The organism is Winogradskyella sp. (assembly GCF_028282165.1).
Taxonomy (GTDB): Bacteria; Bacteroidota; Bacteroidia; order Flavobacteriales; family Flavobacteriaceae; genus Winogradskyella.
The window spans coordinates 48744-64381 of the sequence record NZ_JANQIM010000018.1; the positions used below are offsets into that span (position 1 = coordinate 48744).

The window sequence follows — 15638 nt, forward strand, 5'->3', positions numbered from 1 at the left end:
ATTTTGAATCCAGCTGAAGCGTATATATTAAAACAGGTAGAACCCTATAAATCCATATTGATGCAGCTTCAGACTATTATTGAAGCTGTAGTGCCTAATGCCGAATTATTGTATAAATACCGCATTCCGTTTTACTACTACAATGGTTTTCCTCTATGTTATCTCAACCAATCCAAGGATTATGTAGACTTGGCCTTTTGGCATGGCGATAAGTTAGATCAATACAGAGATCATTTTGTAACGACTAATAGAAAAGTGGTGACCTCGCTTCGCTACAGAAGTGTCGAGGAAATTCAAGACGAAGTTGTTGTGTATGTCATAGAACAGCAATTGGCTATTAATATTAATCCTTTTAAAATGGTTTTAGGCTCCAAGAATAAGAAAAAGGGTTGACTAGCAGTTTGTAAAATTAAAGTTAGGTATTTATTAATTTAATATTAATGAATATATTGCGTTATATTCCCTATACCTAATGAACTGTGAAAATTAATTGGCATTCAGAAGCTCAATTGTCTAGTGATGAATTAGATAAGTGTATTCAAATTGAATTTGATTTTCGGCAAAAAATGACACGTTTTTTAATGAACAACCCTGGATTTGATTGTTGTGAAGACTTTGGATGCTATATTTTCGATTATTTTGTGGATGCTGAAAAAATCGAACTCTCAAAAGACACCGCTGAACCTTTTTATTCAAATCTAAAAAATATATGGCATCTGTTTAGTGCAGAATAAACCTGTTTAAAACGAGTTCACCACTTTTCGGATAGCCACTAAGCGTTCCAATAAACCTTCGAGCTTATCTAAATGCAACATATTGGCGCCATCACTTTTTGCATTTGCAGGATCAAAATGTGTTTCTATAAACAATCCATCTACATGGTTAACTACACCAGCTCTTGCAATAGTCTCAATCATATCTGGTCGACCACCTGTAACTCCAGCACTTTGATTGGGCTGTTGTAGTGAATGCGTAACGTCTAACACCGTTGGCGCAAATTGTCGCATAGTAGGAATACCTCTAAAATCTACGATCATATCCTGGTAACCAAACATAGTGCCTCTATCGGTAATCCAAGCGTTATCCCGATAGCCCTCGGGACTAGCATCTTTAACCTTTTGCACAGCATGTTTCATAGCTTCAGGACTCATAAACTGGCCTTTTTTCAAATTAACAACTTTTCCTGTTTTGGCTGCGGCTACCACCAAATCCGTTTGTCTCACTAAGAATGCAGGAATTTGTAGTACGTCGACATATTCTGCGGCCATTTCGGCATCAGAAGCTTCATGGATATCTGTAATAGTAGGAATATCGAAAGTCTTTGATACTTTTTCGAGAATCTTGAGGGCCTTTTCATTGCCTATACCTGTAAAACTGTCAATTCTACTACGATTAGCTTTTTTAAAACTTCCTTTAAATACATATGGAATTTGTAGTTTATCTGTAATGGAAACGACCTGTTCAGCGATACGTAAAGCCATATCTTCTCCTTCAATAGCACAAGGACCACAAAGCAAAAAGAAATTATCTGAATCGGCATGTTTTATTTTAGGAATAGTCATCTTAGCAAAAGCGTTAAAAATTCAGTTGCAAAGATAATACTTTAAAAAAGCTTTTTAATACTATTCCTTACAATCCAAAGAGACATAACAAAATTACCTATTACTAAAGCGCCACCATAAAACAAAAAGCGCTTAGCAGATTCTGACCAATTTATAATGTTAAGTAAGTTAAACAGATAAGCTAAAATTAAAAAAGATGAAAGACAGACAAATACAATGCCTAGCGAGAAATTTAGCTCACGATTTGGTTTTACTAGCTGCCATAAAAAGGGAATGCCAAACAACAAAATCGGGTAAGCAGAAAGGCCAACACTTTTATTAATATCTGTAAACCAATACACAATTACAGACAAAAAATAAAGATAAGGTATATACTTTGCGTATTTGCTAATTATATTCATCTGCATTCGTTTTCTGGGCTTAGACTTAAACAGCCAAATTAGCGATTTATAAGAAAGAGGCTATTACTATTAATCAATTCTTACAACGACAAGATACAAATTGAAATTGTCCCATTTTTAAAATATAACATATAATTAACGAATTGAGGATAATAAGGCGTACCTTTGCAGGCTTAAAATCAGCATCATATATGACCAAGATTAAAAATATAGCAATTATTGCTCACGTCGATCATGGGAAAACCACTTTAGTAGATAAAATTATGTACCATTGTCAACTATTTCGTGACAATGAGAATACTGGAGATTTAATTCTAGATAATAACGATTTAGAACGCGAACGTGGTATCACTATTACCTCAAAGAATGTGTCAGTAATTTATAAAGACACCAAAATTAATATTATCGATACACCTGGCCATGCTGATTTTGGAGGGGAAGTAGAGCGTGTGTTGAATATGGCTGATGGTGTTTTATTGCTTGTCGATGCTTTTGAGGGGCCTATGCCACAGACACGATTTGTGCTTCAAAAAGCAATCAATTTGGGCTTAAAACCTTGCGTTGTTGTCAATAAAGTTGACAAGGAAAACTGTACTCCAGATGAGGTTCATGAAAAGGTGTTTGATCTTATGTTTGAACTTGGTGCAGAAGAGTGGCAATTAGATTTTCCGACAGTTTATGGGTCTGCAAAACAAAACTGGATGAGTGAAGACTGGAAAAGCCCTACGGAAAATATTGAGCCATTATTAGATATGGTGATTGAGCATGTCCCAGAACCTAAAATAGAAGAAGGGACGACACAAATGCTAATTACGTCTTTGGATTTCTCATCCTTCACAGGAAGAATTGCCATCGGTAGATTAACTAGAGGACTATTAAAAGCCAATCAACAGATTTCGTTGGTAAAACGTGATGGATCAATAGTAAAGAGTAAAATTAAGGAATTACACACGTTTGAAGGCTTAGGACGTAAAAAAGTTGATGAAGTACAAGCAGGTGATATTTGCGCTATCGTTGGTTTAGAAGGTTTTGAAATAGGAGACACTGTAGCTGATTTAGAGCATCCAGAAGGATTAAAAACCATAGCCATAGATGAGCCAACCATGAGTATGTTATTTACTATAAATGATTCACCTTTCTTTGGTAAAGATGGAAAGTATGTAACTTCGCGCCATATCAAAGAACGTTTATTAAAGGAGTTAGAGAAGAATTTGGCGCTTAGGGTCGAAGAGACTGATAGCGCTGATAAGTTTATGGTATTTGGTCGTGGTGTACTACATCTGTCGGTTTTAATCGAAACCATGCGAAGAGAGGGTTACGAACTTCAAATAGGTCAACCACAAGTTATCATAAAAGAGATTGATGGCGTAAAGTGTGAGCCCTTTGAAGAAATGACTATTGATTTGCCCGAAGAAGTTTCTGGAAAAGCTATAGAAATGGTAACCATGCGTAAAGGCGAGATGCTTAGTATGGAAGCCAAAGGAGACCGAATGGTATGCGAGTTTATTGTACCATCTCGCGGTATTATAGGTTTGCGTAATCAGCTATTAACTGCTACAGCAGGTGAGGCTATTATGGCACACCGTTTTAAGGAATACCAGCCGTTAAAAGGTGGTATACCAGAGCGCCAAAACGGATCATTGGTTTCTATGGAAAATGGGACGGCAATTCCTTATTCGATCGATAAATTACAAGAACGGGGAAAGTTTTTTATTAATCCAGGTGAAGACATTTACGAAGGTCAGGTTATTGGGGAAAACTCTCGAGGAGATGATATGGTGGTTAATGTTACCAAAACCAAAAAATTGAGTAATGTACGTTCTGCAGGTGCTGATGATAAGGCTAAAATTGTACCTGCAATAAAGTTTTCGTTAGAAGAAGCTCTAGAATATATTCAAAAGGATGAATATGTAGAAGTAACCCCAAATTACTTAAGATTGCGTAAAATCTTGTTGAAGGAAGTAGATCGCAAGCGTAATAAGGACATATAATCATCCGGTTGGCAAATTGAAAAGAAAATCACTGAAAAGTATTTTCTTTTTATAGGTTATCGAAGATTAGTCAAAAAAATGACATTTTTAGATAGATTTTTAAGAGATTGGCGCATAAAGGTCATAAAGCCATATGTAAGACCTAACGATAAAATTCTGGATATTGGTTGTTTTGATGATAGCATGTTTTTAAAACTATCCAATAAACCCATAGGTAAGAGTCTTGGTATAGATCCATTGCTAGAAGAAACTATTCATGGCGAAAATTATGAGTTGGTTCCAGGTAAATTTTCAAATGATCTTCCAAAAGGGATAACGTTTAACTGTATTACCATGCTAGCCGTTTTAGAGCATATTCCTAAAGAGGAACAGCTAAAACTCAATGATGAATTTTACAAATACTTGGAAGCTAAAGGTCGTGTTATCATCACAGTCCCCTCCCCATTTGTTGATCGTATTTTATGGGTATTATCTAAATTGAGATTAATCGATGGGATGTCTTTAGAAGAGCATTATGGGTTTGAAGCTAAAGATACACCGAGTTTATTTCACTCAAAACAATTCAGGCTTATAAAACACAAGACATTTCAGTTAGGATTGAATAATCTTTTTGTTTTTGAAAAAAAAGATTAAAGTTTATTTTTTTAACCCTAAAACACTAAAAAATAAGCTAAACAATATGGTTTGAACTCCCAATTGTAATGAAGTGATGGCAGGAATAATTATTCGTAGTGTGGTAGTTGCATCTAGTGAGCTATAATTGGTTTCGCGCCATAAGAGTAATCCTTTGAAGCTTAAGAATACGCCTAAGCATAATAGAATGAAACCAATAATTAAACCTCTTTCGAGATTTATAAATTCAAAGAGTTTATGATATCTTCTAGACTTAGGCAACAACTCATTTTCGACAGCAAAAATCTTTGTTAGTCCGTAAAAAATAATAAACTGAAACCCTACTAATAAAAAAGCAGAAGCATATAATAAGGTATGTACATCGAGGGTTATACTTTCAAGTTCTAATGGTTTTACGATAAGAAGAATACCGAGCACTAATCCAATAAAGGCCAATAAAATCCCTGGATAAAGGAATAACCAATTAGGCGCATAAAGCATTAAAAATCGCAAGTGCCGCCAACCATCGCTCCAGGTTTTGAGGTGTGGTTTTCTACTTCGGCCGTCTTTTTTTAGTCGAGTAGGCACTTCGGTTATGGTTAGACCATTAAGTTTTGATTTAACGACCATTTCTGAAGCAAATTCCATCCCTGAAGTTTTTAAATTCATTTTGTTATATGCTGATTTTGAAAACCCTCTTAATCCACAATGAAAATCACCTATACTTATTTTAAAGAACAAACGCCCTATAAAAGAAAGCACAGGATTACCCAGGTATTTGTGTAAAAACGGCATGGCATCTTTTTCAATACCACCTTTAAAACGGTTGCCCATTACCAAGTCAAAACCCTCTCTAAGTTTATTAAGATATGGCATAAGATTGCTAAAGTCATAGCTATCATCTGCATCTCCCATAATGACATAAGTTCCTGTAGCAGCTTCAATACCAGTTTTAAGGGCACTGCCATAGCCTTTTTGTTTGGTGTGTAAAACTTTAGCATTAAGAGATTTGGCAATAGCAATGGAGCCATCGGTACTTCCATTGTCCGAAATAATAATCTCACCACTGATCTTATTTTTGTCTAAAAAGGATTGCGCTTTCTTTATACAAGTCTTCAAGGTCTCTGCTTCATTGAGACACGGCATTACAATTGAAATTTCAGTATTTTCGTTCACGTTTTAGAAGGTTGTAGGTGCTAAGAAACAATAAAAAAATCAAACTATAGTTATAAAACAAATAGCGCTGTATGGAATGAGAAGCAAAAGCTATAAACATAGCATTAGATAGAATTAGTGAAGACAACAGAAAAATAATAGCATATCGCTTTTGGTAATTCAGTAAGTTCTTAACAAGACTGAAAAAGAACATCACTACTACAAACCACAGCAATAATTGAGACCTAAAGCCATAAGTGATGTTAGTATAGTAGAGACGTGCCCACGCTTTAAAATTGTCTATAATCAGAACTTTTGTAAATGTTTTACAAGCGGCTTCTGTTTCAAAGTATAAATAGGAAGCAACCTGATTTTCGCTCCAGTCTTTTGGAGCAGGTTTGCTTAAATAGTAGTTTACGCCTACATGCCTTATGGTTTGATTACATATTTTCGGTAAATTATCATGAAAAAATTTGTAGGCCTCCTTTGTTGTGTATTCTGGCTTAACTAACAAATCTTTTTTTACCAAGCTATCGTAACTCATTCTAAAAATAGCCCTGTAATCTTTGTCTTCAATAAGCTTAAAATCATCTCGATCAGAAAGATAGATTGGTGCTGTAGAGGCACTTGTATATCCTAGAGGCGTAGGTTTAAAAAAACCATCTTTCATTTTGTGATACGTTCGTTCTACGAGACTTGCTATGAGCATCACACTGCAAAAAATAAGTATATTTTTAATATGTTTTCTATGAAAAATATGCTTTCTGTACATTAAAAAGTAAGTGCCGGCAAATATCAATGTCGAAAAGATAAATTGACTTCTTATGGAAATTAAAGCCAAATAAACAATTAGGTAATATTTGAACCTTTCATGTTTATTGTTGAAAAGGATATCCATACCTATGGCCACGAATAAGAGGTACAGTCCGTATCCCAAGCCTTCGGAGCAAAGATTGTTGGCAATACTCAATGGCGGAAAAAAAGGAATCAATAAGATGACAAGCAAAGGGATTTTAAGTAAAGGGTTGAGCTTATATAACCTTGAGATTTTAGTAAAGAAATAATAAACGGCACAAAGGCTAAATAACGCATGAAATCCTACGACAACAAAGTCGAAATACGAACCGAAGATGGTCGTAAAGATCCTTAAGAAAACGACATAGCCCATTTGCCGAAATGGCATAGCCCCCAGATAGCTGTATGTGTCAGGAGAATATAATGGCTCTGTTAGGATACAAAAGAAGAAAACTAAACCAAGACTCAGAAAAAGCAAATAGTTTTCAGACGTATTTTTTTTGTATTTAAATCGCATTTATGCTTTACAAGACTAAGTCTTTAATTTATCAAAGTTTGTAATTTCTTTTATTTTATAGGGTCGAGTATTTTGTGTCTCGTAATAAGTCCGCATCTGTAAGTCTATAGCAATTCCGGTTGTGAACAATTGAACTCCTACAAGTAATAATAACACTCCAAGAATTAATAAAGGTCTATCTCCTATATCGTTGCCCATAATTTTTTCTACAAGTAAGTAGATATTGATGATTGCACCGATTAGAAAAAATAGAATTCCTAAATTTCCCAATAAATATAACGGTTTGTGGAGGTAATTTCGTTGAAATAAAATAAGAAGAATATCATTTACAACTTTAAAAACTCTCCCCATGCCATATTTAGATTTACCATGAATTCTATGATGGTGCCTTACATTAGTTTCACCGACTCTAGCACCATTAAGATAGGCGAGTAATCCTATAAAGCGATGCATTTCACCATAAAGGTTGAGTTCTTTGGCAATCTCTTTTTTAAAAACCTTTAAGGCACAGCCATGGTCTTTGATATTGAGTTTTGTGGCTTTCCTGATTAAGAAGTTAGCAATCTTTGAAGGTAGTTTTTTTAAGAAACTATCCTGTCTTTTATTTCTAATGCCAACAACTACATCCCACCCTTCGTCATGAAGTTTTTGAAGCATTGGGATTATATCTTTTGGGTCATTTTGTAAGTCGCCATCCATTGTAACGATGAAGTCTCCCAATGCACTATCTAAACCAGCAGCCAATGCCGAGCTTTGACCGTAGTTTTTCCTCAGCTCTATAAGTTTAACTTTCGAATTCTTAAGTTTCTTGATTATACTTACGGTTTTATCAGTAGAAAAATCATCGACTAAGATAATTTCATAATCTAGTCCTTCTAAGGCTTCGTTGATGTTTTTTATTAATTGTGGGATATTTCCTTCCTCGTTATAAAGCGGGACCACGATAGAGAGGAAAGTATTTCGTAAATTCATAATTTGACCTAGTATTACAAAACTATTATTTTTTAAATTACGGTTGTTGGTATACTCTAAAGTGTTCGTTTCTTTCTATAAGTTTCCAATGTTTAACCACATACATAGTAAGTAAAGAAGTTTCTTCATAGTTATCGTAGTGGTTTTCAAAGTTTTCTATGAAAATAGTTAGTTTTTTATCACTTATAGTTTGCTTGTAGGTTTCCAACTTATCAGCCAAATGGTGATTAAAAACCCAATCTACACCTATTGGATTTACGGTATTTGTAATATAATGCCCTAGAGTCATAGAAGGTAGTATTGTAAAGTTATCGTATTTAGATGACAGTTCTTTGAGCTCTTCAAACTTGTAATATGTCGTTTGGTTGGTATAGATGGTCTGTAAGCGAGGAAAGATGTCTCCTAAATGATGATTTAATACATTTCTCTTCTCTTCTCTATATGGATTTTGATATCCATAATAGAAAGTCCCAAAATAAAGACTTACAATAACAATTGCAATCCATTTTCTTAATTGAAAGTTCTTGCCCAAACAGACTAACATCACCACTAAAAACATTGGCGTTGAGAAATCTATGGGAGTATTGTAGCCATTACTTATAGAAGCACACCAAGACAATGAAAACAATAAGATAAGGATAGTATATTCTTTGTCCTTTATGCTATTAATTATCGAGAAAAATATGCCAAATAACCATAAAATATGTATGATGCCATATTTTGCATACTGATACAAACTTTGGTTTTTGTAATACAACCAGATAAATACCAAAACAATAAGAACATTTGTAAGCAGTAATGCTATTTGTGACTTTGTAAATTTTTTTATCAACCATAAGGCTATACCTGCGAGAACTATATATAGGATGTTAAATTTGATGGCCAAGTAATAAGACCTAATACCAGTATTTATTAAACTCGACCCAGGTGTAAAGCTAAACATTTGCTCAATAAACGAGTTTAAAGCGTCTTGCCACCAATAGAACCATAAAAATAGGGTAATGAATAGCAAACCGCTAATGCTCAATATTAAGAACGGTTTAAATTCTCTTCTATACAATAAAAACAAAGCAACTAATGGCGGGAAGAAATAGAATGATTGCTTGCATAAAGCTCCTAAAAAAAGAAAAAATGCCCCAAGGACAATCAACCATGATTTTGTTGGCCGCTTAACAATAAAAAATAATCCCAATACACTAAAAAATATACCATCTATGGTATTCCAAGGCATAGGAGGGTAATTATGTACAGAAACTAATGCACCTATTATAGCAATAAAATAAATGTATTTCTTGGGAATCTTTAAGAAATTGACAGCTATTAAACTTGCCAGATAAGAATACCCAAATACTTGTACGTAATACAGGTACCTGTTGATCAGATAGGCATAATCTTCCGTTAAATAGAGCGGCAACGAATGAAAAAAGGGTGAAAAAGCTGGTTTTATATACACAAAGTCCCTGTGCGGAAAATAACCGTTGTACATACTCCATGATATTCCAAATATCGAGCCCATGTCTCCTTCCTCAATTCCAAAAGGACCATAAAAGACCATATAGAAAACAAGTATTGTATAAAAAAGACATTTATATGGGTTTTTATAGATATAGGCAAACAACACAGATTGATTTTTTTTGCTAATATAGAATAATTACAATGCTTTACTTTAGAAGCAAGAGACAATTGTTGTACTAAAACCTATACGAAATTATAGGTTTGGTTAGTTATGATAAAAGTTAGATGCTTAAAAAGTCTTATTTTTCGAATTGTTGATATATTTTTGATAGATGCAAAGCTTTAAAGTTTTAAGATATAAACCGTCAGATAAGGCAGTATGGAACAACTTTGTTTTAGATAGTAATCAGCAGACATTTTTGTTCCAAAGGGATTTTATGGACTATCATAGCGATAGGTTTGAGGATCATTCGTTGATGTTTTATAAGAACAACAAACTTATTGGTCTGTTGCCAGCAAATAAGCTTGATAATGAAGTCTGTTCGCACCAAGGACTTACCTATGGTGGGTTTATTTATGATGCGACTATAAAATCAGAAGACGCTATAGGAATCATGCGAGGAACTCTTGAGTTTTTAAATGAAAATGGCATCTTAAATTTTATCGTAAAGGAATTACCTTATATTTATTTGAATAATCCAACAAATAATCCTTTTACGTACTTATGTTTTAAAGTAAAAGCACAACTAAACAGAACGGACATGCATTCTGTTCTTGACCCAAAATTCAAAGCTTATTCTAGAAGCAGAAATAATGGATATAAGAGAGGTAAGAAAAACCATCTTCTTGTTGAAGAAACCAACGATTTTGCTCTATTTTGGAATAGTATCCTTATCCCCAATCTAGATAAAAAGCATGAGGTAAAACCGGTACATACGCTTGAGGAAATTAAGCTTTTAAAATCTAGATTCCCTAATCAGATTAGACAGTTTAATGTTTATTACCAAGATAACATTGTCGCAGGGACTACAATTTTTGAAACCAAGAATGTAGCACACAGTCAGTACATTTCGGGTAATGCAGATAAAAATACCTTAGGGAGTTTAGACTATTTACATCATTATCTTTTAGAGGAGGTGTTTGCTAACAAGCCTTATTTTAATTTTGGTATTTCTAATATTGAAGAGGGACAAAAGATTAATGAAGGCCTATTGTATTGGAAGGAAGGGTTTGGAGCACGTTCAATTAACCAAGGGTTTTATACTATAAAAACCGAAAACTATAAGCTATTAGAAGATGTCTTTGTATGATTAAATTTTTAGATCTTCATAAAATCAATAATAGATTTAGGGATGCTTTTGAAACTTCGTTCAATAATTCCCTAGATGCTTCCCATTTTATATTGGGTTCAAATGTTTCAAGATTCGAAAATGAATTCGCACGTTATTGTGGGACAAAACATTGTGTAGGTACGGCTAATGGTTTAGATGCACTGACACTGATTCTTAAAAGCTATATAGAACTGGGAAAGTTACATGAAGGTGATAAAGTCATCGTTCCAGCCAACACCTTTATTGCTACCATATTATCTGTACTACATGCAGGGTTGGAGCCCGTGCTCGTTGAGCCTAATCCAGAAACTTATAATCTTTCACCAGAATATACGGAAAAAGCACTTACAAAAGATGTTAAAGCAATAGTCATGGTTCATCTCTATGGCCAATTAGCTAATGTAGATAGCTTCAAAAAACTGAAGGATAAATACGGCTTGCTTTTAATTGAAGATGCAGCTCAGGCACACGGTGCTGGAATCAATGCTAAAGGCCTTAAAGCCGGAAATTTAGCCGATGCTGCGGCATTTAGTTTTTACCCAAGTAAAAACCTTGGAGCCCTTGGCGATGGCGGAGCGATAACTACAAATGATTCAGAATTGTATAATACAATTTCCTTGTTAAGAAACTATGGAAGTAAGGAAAAATACAAGAATGAAATCATTGGTTTTAATAGCCGGTTAGATGATTTACAAGCTGACTTTTTGAGTATCAAATTAAAGGCTTTGGATGCAGATAATGAACGAAGACGGGTAATTGCCAAAACTTACCTTAATGGGGTTAAAAACGCAAAGCTTAAATTGCCACACTATGATAGTACTAATAATCATGTATTTTATGCTTTTGTTATTAAAGTGGCAGATAGAGACGATTTTATAGATTTCTTAGATCAGAATAATATAGGATGGTTAATTCATTATCCAGTTCCTCCACATAAGCAAAATGCACTTTGTCGATTTTCGGATTTAAAATTGCCACTAACCGAACAAATCCACAAAAGAGTTATAAGTTTGCCAATCAGTCCTGTAATGACAGACGATGAAGTACAAGAGGTGATTGAAGTTCTAAATAAATATTAATTGAAAAAATTTTTTCACTATATAAATAATGAAGTTCTAGTAAAAGCGGCTAACCTTAATACAGCTAATATTAGCGTTAAGATTATTGCAGGAATACTCATTTCTAAGTTTATCGCTGTATTTATTGGTCCTGAGGGTATGGCACTGATAGGGAACTTGAGAAATATTCTCAGTACTTTACAATCTATGGCCATTGCTGGCCTTTACAACGGCGTAGTGAAACTTATTGGGAAGTGTAAAAACAATCTCGTTGCACTTACTAATACATTATCTACAGTATTCTACTTAGGTTTTTTCTCTTCGATTATACTGGCATTTATATGTTATTATAATGCAGAATACATAAATGGGCTTATTTTCTTAAACAATAACTATACCTATGTTATTGAAACTATGGCAATAGTGTTACCGTTCTATGCGCTTAATATGTTTGCGTTTTCTATAATGAATGGGTTTTCTAAGTACCGAATCTTGTTGGTTATAAATATAACCGGTCAGATTTTAGGTTTACTGGTTACTTTACTTTTAATTAAGCAAGAAAACATTGACGGTGCGCTAGTAGCAGTTGTTATAACACCAGCACTAAATCTTTTGATAACTATAGTCGGTATTGCTTTTAGGAAAAATCTAATGGCCCACATCAGAATTACACAGATTACGATCTCGGTTCTGAGAAAGTTAAGTCCTTATATGGTAATGGCTTTGGTATCATCAATAGCATTACCCATTATTTACATTATAATAAGAAATTATCTCATTACGGAAATTGGTATAAAGGAAGCAGGGTATTGGACAGCAGTAACGAGAGTATCCGATTATTATTTGATGTTTATCAATTCATTGATGGCACTATATATTTTGCCACGCTTTGCAGAACTCAAGTCGCGAAAGGAGTTTAGAAAAGAAGTGTTTAGTTTTTATAAAACCGTTCTTCCGGTTTTTGCTCTCATTTTAGGTATTATCTATCTTAGCAGAAGTTTATTAGTCAATCTCTTATTTACAGAAGAATTTAGATCCATTGAGGATTTATTTGGCTATCAAATATTGGGAGACTTTATGCGTGTGATGTCTATGGTTATTGCCTACAAATTTTTGGCGAAGAAAATGTTTACCCATTTTATTATCATAGAAGTGTTTTTATTTGTTATTATGTACTTCTCTAGCATTTATTTAATTGATGTTTTTGGATTGAAAGGTGCTGTTATGGGACATTGCCTCAGCTATTTTATGCATTTTGGAATAGTTTTACTGATTTTTGGTAGCTCTTTGTTTGGAGTTTTAAATGAAGAAGGCTTAGACGAATATTAATTAGCTAACGGTGAAAATTCCTAAATTTCTCAGAGAAAATATTGTTCTTAAGATTACATCTCTAAACGCTGTAGTCATTACTATTAGGCTTATTGTCTCAGTATTTGTACAGCGGCTTTTAGCAATAACTGTAGGAGAAGCTGGTATAGCAAGCATTGGTCAGGTGCGTAATGTAATGGCAATGCTGACCAGTACCTCTACTTTGGGGATATTTAACGGCGTCGTAAAATATGTTGCCGAATATAAGGAGAATAAACCTGAGTTGACTAAGCTTTTCTCGACAACAACACTATTCTTGTTTTTTGGGTCTTTCATTTCTGCAATAGTTCTATTTTTTGGCTCAAGTTATTTTTCCAACTATCTTTTTAAATCAGATGACTTTGTCTATGTTTTTAAGATTTTAGCAGTTATAGTACCCTTTATTGCCATAAATAGAGCTATAAACGGTGTTGTAAATGGACTCTCGGATTACAAGAAGTATGCTAAAATTGAGCTAATAAGTTACCTTTTGGCAACACTTGCGCTTCTTTTTGGGTTATACACTTCAAATCTAGAAGGTGTTATTATTGCTATAGCATTTACTCCAATCATTCAACTCATAGTGATGGGTTTTGTATTTGGTAAAACATTGAAAAAGTATTTAATTTTTAAGAACTTAAAGCTAAATCTGATTTATAAGAATAAGCTTTTAGCTTTCACATTAATGTCTTTTATATCAACTTTTTTACTGAATTATATTGAGATAAATATCAGAACTAGAGTTGCTAATGATATCAATATTGATGAAGCTGGGTACTGGACGGCAATCACATTTATATCAAAAAATTACATGGTATTTGCTACAGGATTATTTACGCTATACGTTATACCAAAATTCGCAAACATTCATACCAGAAATGCATTTAAAAATGAAGTTTTTAATATCTATAAAACTATTTTGCCAATTTTTGGATTGGGAATGATATTGGTTTATCTACTTAGAAATGTAATCATCGAAATTATCTATCCAGATTTTAAAGGTATGGAGCCTTTGTTTAAGTGGCAATTATTAGGTGATTTTGTCCGATTATGTGCCTTGGTCTTGGCGCATCAATTTTTGGCTAAGCGATTGGTGAAAAGTTTTGTTGTTACCGAAATTATTTCGCTAGTTTTATTCTATGTACTTACTATAGTATTTATTAAGCATTATGAAACTGAAGGCGTGGTAATGGCACATTTAGTGCGCTATATCATATACTTTATCATTGTGATTTTTGTAGTATGGTTGTATTACGGTAACAAAACTTTAGAAAAATCCTAGAGCGCTATGCATTACCTGATTGCCAAATATTTATATATTTTTTGGCTGAAGAAACGTAATGATGATGTACTTCTACAAACTGTCTCGCATTCTTGGAAATTTCTATGATCTTGTCAGGATTTTTTATGAGCCATTCTAATTTTTGGGCAATTTGTGTTGCATTAGGTAGCGCATTAATAGCAACAGTATCTTCTTTAATGTTATAATACTCTAACCATTCTTTTTCTGCTCCCGTAAAAACGACTTTCCCTTTTGCCATGGCTTCTAAAGCATTATAGCCTTGATCATAGGCATAGATCTGATCTAAGAGAATATGGGCTTCATCATAAGCTTTAATATACTCATTGTAAGGTAAACTTCTTACTGTAACTATCTTAATGCTCTCAGAATACTTTTGATCAATAATTGTTAAGGCCTCTTCAAAAATATCATTCCCTTTTTTGTAATAATTGTTGGAATTTATCCCGTGAAAAATCACAATCCTATCTTCAATTTTAGATAATTTAAACTCTAAAAGCTCAGTATTGATAGGGTTTGGGATTAGCCCTAAATATTTTGGATGATGCTTAAGCGGTATGTGATAATCGATGTCCGATGCAATAACACCTTTAATTCTTTTATAGATATGCTGATGGAGTTCTTTAAATTTTGGGGTTAAAAATTTCAAGCCATAAGAGCTTAGTTGAGCACTGTCTTTTCCATTTTTGTAAGGCGTTAGTATCGAATATCTAAAATTTCCTTTATTTGCAAAGTTGACACTGATATAATCCGTTCCGCAAGAGAGTAAAAAAGTGGTTTTATTCCAGGAACTTATAAGGTCAAAAATATCTTTTTCAACTTTAGCTAAACAACCAAAAGGAGCTTCATTTATAAATTGTACAACATCATAATCTTTAAGCTGGGGCTCTAACCGCTGGATTTGTTTTTTTACATTATTGGATTCAAGATCAATACCTGTTAAAGAAAAAATGAGGTTTTTTAGTTTTCTTAATACGCCTTTTTGATAGTTCTTCTCAATAAGTAAGTCAACATCATACTTCTTAAAGCCGTCATAAGTTGCAACAATAGTAACGTGATGGTTCAATTTTACTAAACCCTCTTTTAAGGAGTTATGAAGCCTGCTGTATTCACCTACCAATAAAATCTTCATTTATATCGTT

The 15638-nt window shown here is 33.7% G+C and carries 15 protein-coding genes; 8 read left to right on the forward strand and 7 right to left on the reverse strand.

Going from position 1 to position 15638, the window contains the following annotated elements; translation table 11 throughout:
- The first annotated feature begins 3 nt into the window (after positions 1-3).
- Both Q0972_RS07815 and Q0972_RS07820 read left to right on the forward strand, forming a co-directional pair.
- Positions 4-393, forward strand: coding sequence for a DUF1801 domain-containing protein (locus Q0972_RS07815; RefSeq protein ID WP_299364524.1), 390 nt, complete (start codon positions 4-6; stop codon positions 391-393).
- Between the two features lie 86 nt (positions 394-479).
- Positions 480-734 carry a hypothetical protein gene (locus tag Q0972_RS07820; RefSeq protein ID WP_299364526.1) on the forward strand — a complete coding sequence of 85 codons (255 nt, stop codon included), beginning with the start codon at positions 480-482 and terminating at the stop codon, positions 732-734.
- Between the two features lie 6 nt (positions 735-740).
- Here Q0972_RS07820 and kdsA read toward each other — a convergent pair whose 3' ends face one another.
- Positions 741-1562: a 3-deoxy-8-phosphooctulonate synthase gene (gene kdsA / locus Q0972_RS07825; RefSeq protein WP_299364529.1), complete on the reverse strand. Its 822-nt coding sequence runs from the start codon at positions 1560-1562 to the stop codon at positions 741-743.
- A gap of 41 nt (positions 1563-1603) precedes the next feature.
- The gene (locus Q0972_RS07830) at positions 1604-1963 is read right to left on the reverse strand and encodes a hypothetical protein (protein WP_299364531.1); all 360 of its coding nucleotides are present in this window, start codon (positions 1961-1963) and stop codon (positions 1604-1606) included.
- A gap of 191 nt (positions 1964-2154) precedes the next feature.
- Here Q0972_RS07830 and typA point away from each other — a divergent pair, with 191 nt between their 5' ends.
- Positions 2155-3954, forward strand: coding sequence for a translational GTPase TypA (gene typA, locus Q0972_RS07835; RefSeq protein ID WP_299364534.1), 1800 nt, complete (start codon positions 2155-2157; stop codon positions 3952-3954).
- 78 nt (positions 3955-4032) lie between these two features.
- Positions 4033-4587 (forward strand): methyltransferase domain-containing protein, encoded by a 555-nt coding sequence (locus tag Q0972_RS07840; RefSeq protein ID WP_299364537.1) that lies wholly within the window; start codon positions 4033-4035, stop codon positions 4585-4587.
- Positions 4588-4590: 3 nt separating this feature from the next.
- Here Q0972_RS07840 and Q0972_RS07845 read toward each other — a convergent pair whose 3' ends face one another.
- From Q0972_RS07845 to Q0972_RS07860, 4 genes are read right to left on the reverse strand one after another with little or no spacing between them, the layout of a single operon-like run.
- Entirely contained in the window at positions 4591-5742 is a 1152-nt protein-coding gene (locus Q0972_RS07845) for a glycosyltransferase family 2 protein (RefSeq protein ID WP_299364540.1), read from the reverse strand.
- On the reverse strand, positions 5726-7033 hold the full coding sequence (locus Q0972_RS07850; RefSeq protein WP_299364543.1) for a hypothetical protein: 1308 nt from the start codon (positions 7031-7033) through the stop codon (positions 5726-5728). Before Q0972_RS07850 ends, Q0972_RS07845 begins: the two co-directional genes overlap by 17 nt.
- A gap of 15 nt (positions 7034-7048) precedes the next feature.
- The gene (locus Q0972_RS07855) at positions 7049-8005 is read right to left on the reverse strand and encodes a glycosyltransferase family 2 protein (protein ID WP_299364546.1); all 957 of its coding nucleotides are present in this window, start codon (positions 8003-8005) and stop codon (positions 7049-7051) included.
- Positions 8006-8042: 37 nt separating this feature from the next.
- Positions 8043-9560: a hypothetical protein gene (locus Q0972_RS07860; RefSeq protein WP_299364549.1), complete on the reverse strand. Its 1518-nt coding sequence runs from the start codon at positions 9558-9560 to the stop codon at positions 8043-8045.
- Positions 9561-9792: 232 nt separating this feature from the next.
- Between Q0972_RS07860 and Q0972_RS07865 the strand changes: the two genes are divergently transcribed.
- From Q0972_RS07865 to Q0972_RS07880, 4 genes are read left to right on the forward strand one after another with little or no spacing between them, the layout of a single operon-like run.
- Positions 9793-10770: a GNAT family N-acetyltransferase gene (locus Q0972_RS07865; protein WP_299364552.1), complete on the forward strand. Its 978-nt coding sequence runs from the start codon at positions 9793-9795 to the stop codon at positions 10768-10770.
- A complete protein-coding gene (locus tag Q0972_RS07870) occupies positions 10767-11870 on the forward strand; it encodes a DegT/DnrJ/EryC1/StrS aminotransferase family protein (protein WP_299364554.1) in 1104 nt (367 codons plus the stop codon). The genes Q0972_RS07865 and Q0972_RS07870 overlap by 4 nt, the downstream gene beginning before the upstream one ends.
- A complete protein-coding gene (locus Q0972_RS07875) occupies positions 11871-13178 on the forward strand; it encodes an O-antigen translocase (protein ID WP_299364556.1) in 1308 nt (435 codons plus the stop codon).
- 10 nt (positions 13179-13188) lie between these two features.
- The gene (locus tag Q0972_RS07880; RefSeq protein ID WP_299364558.1) at positions 13189-14478 is read left to right on the forward strand and encodes an O-antigen translocase; all 1290 of its coding nucleotides are present in this window, start codon (positions 13189-13191) and stop codon (positions 14476-14478) included.
- Positions 14479-14482: 4 nt separating this feature from the next.
- Here Q0972_RS07880 and Q0972_RS07885 read toward each other — a convergent pair whose 3' ends face one another.
- A complete protein-coding gene (locus tag Q0972_RS07885; protein WP_299364561.1) occupies positions 14483-15628 on the reverse strand; it encodes a glycosyltransferase in 1146 nt (381 codons plus the stop codon).
- Positions 15629-15638: the final 10 nt, after the last annotated feature.

Excerpts from the sequence above, each read along its gene's own strand:
- kdsA (WP_299364529.1), bottom strand. The coding sequence starts at position 1,562 with ATGACTATTCCTAAAATAAAACATGCCGATTCAGATAATTTCTTTTTG.
- Q0972_RS07830 (WP_299364531.1), bottom strand. The coding sequence starts at position 1,963 with ATGAATATAATTAGCAAATACGCAAAGTATATACCTTATCTTTATTTT.
- typA (WP_299364534.1), top strand. The coding sequence starts at position 2,155 with ATGACCAAGATTAAAAATATAGCAATTATTGCTCACGTCGATCATGGG.
- Q0972_RS07840 (WP_299364537.1), top strand. The coding sequence starts at position 4,033 with ATGACATTTTTAGATAGATTTTTAAGAGATTGGCGCATAAAGGTCATA.
- Q0972_RS07850 (WP_299364543.1), bottom strand. The coding sequence starts at position 7,033 with ATGCGATTTAAATACAAAAAAAATACGTCTGAAAACTATTTGCTTTTT.
- Q0972_RS07855 (WP_299364546.1), bottom strand. The coding sequence starts at position 8,005 with ATGAATTTACGAAATACTTTCCTCTCTATCGTGGTCCCGCTTTATAAC.
- Q0972_RS07860 (WP_299364549.1), bottom strand. The coding sequence starts at position 9,560 with ATGGTCTTTTATGGTCCTTTTGGAATTGAGGAAGGAGACATGGGCTCG.
- Q0972_RS07865 (WP_299364552.1), top strand. The coding sequence starts at position 9,793 with ATGCAAAGCTTTAAAGTTTTAAGATATAAACCGTCAGATAAGGCAGTA.
- Q0972_RS07870 (WP_299364554.1), top strand. The coding sequence starts at position 10,767 with ATGATTAAATTTTTAGATCTTCATAAAATCAATAATAGATTTAGGGAT.
- Q0972_RS07885 (WP_299364561.1), bottom strand. The coding sequence starts at position 15,628 with ATGAAGATTTTATTGGTAGGTGAATACAGCAGGCTTCATAACTCCTTA.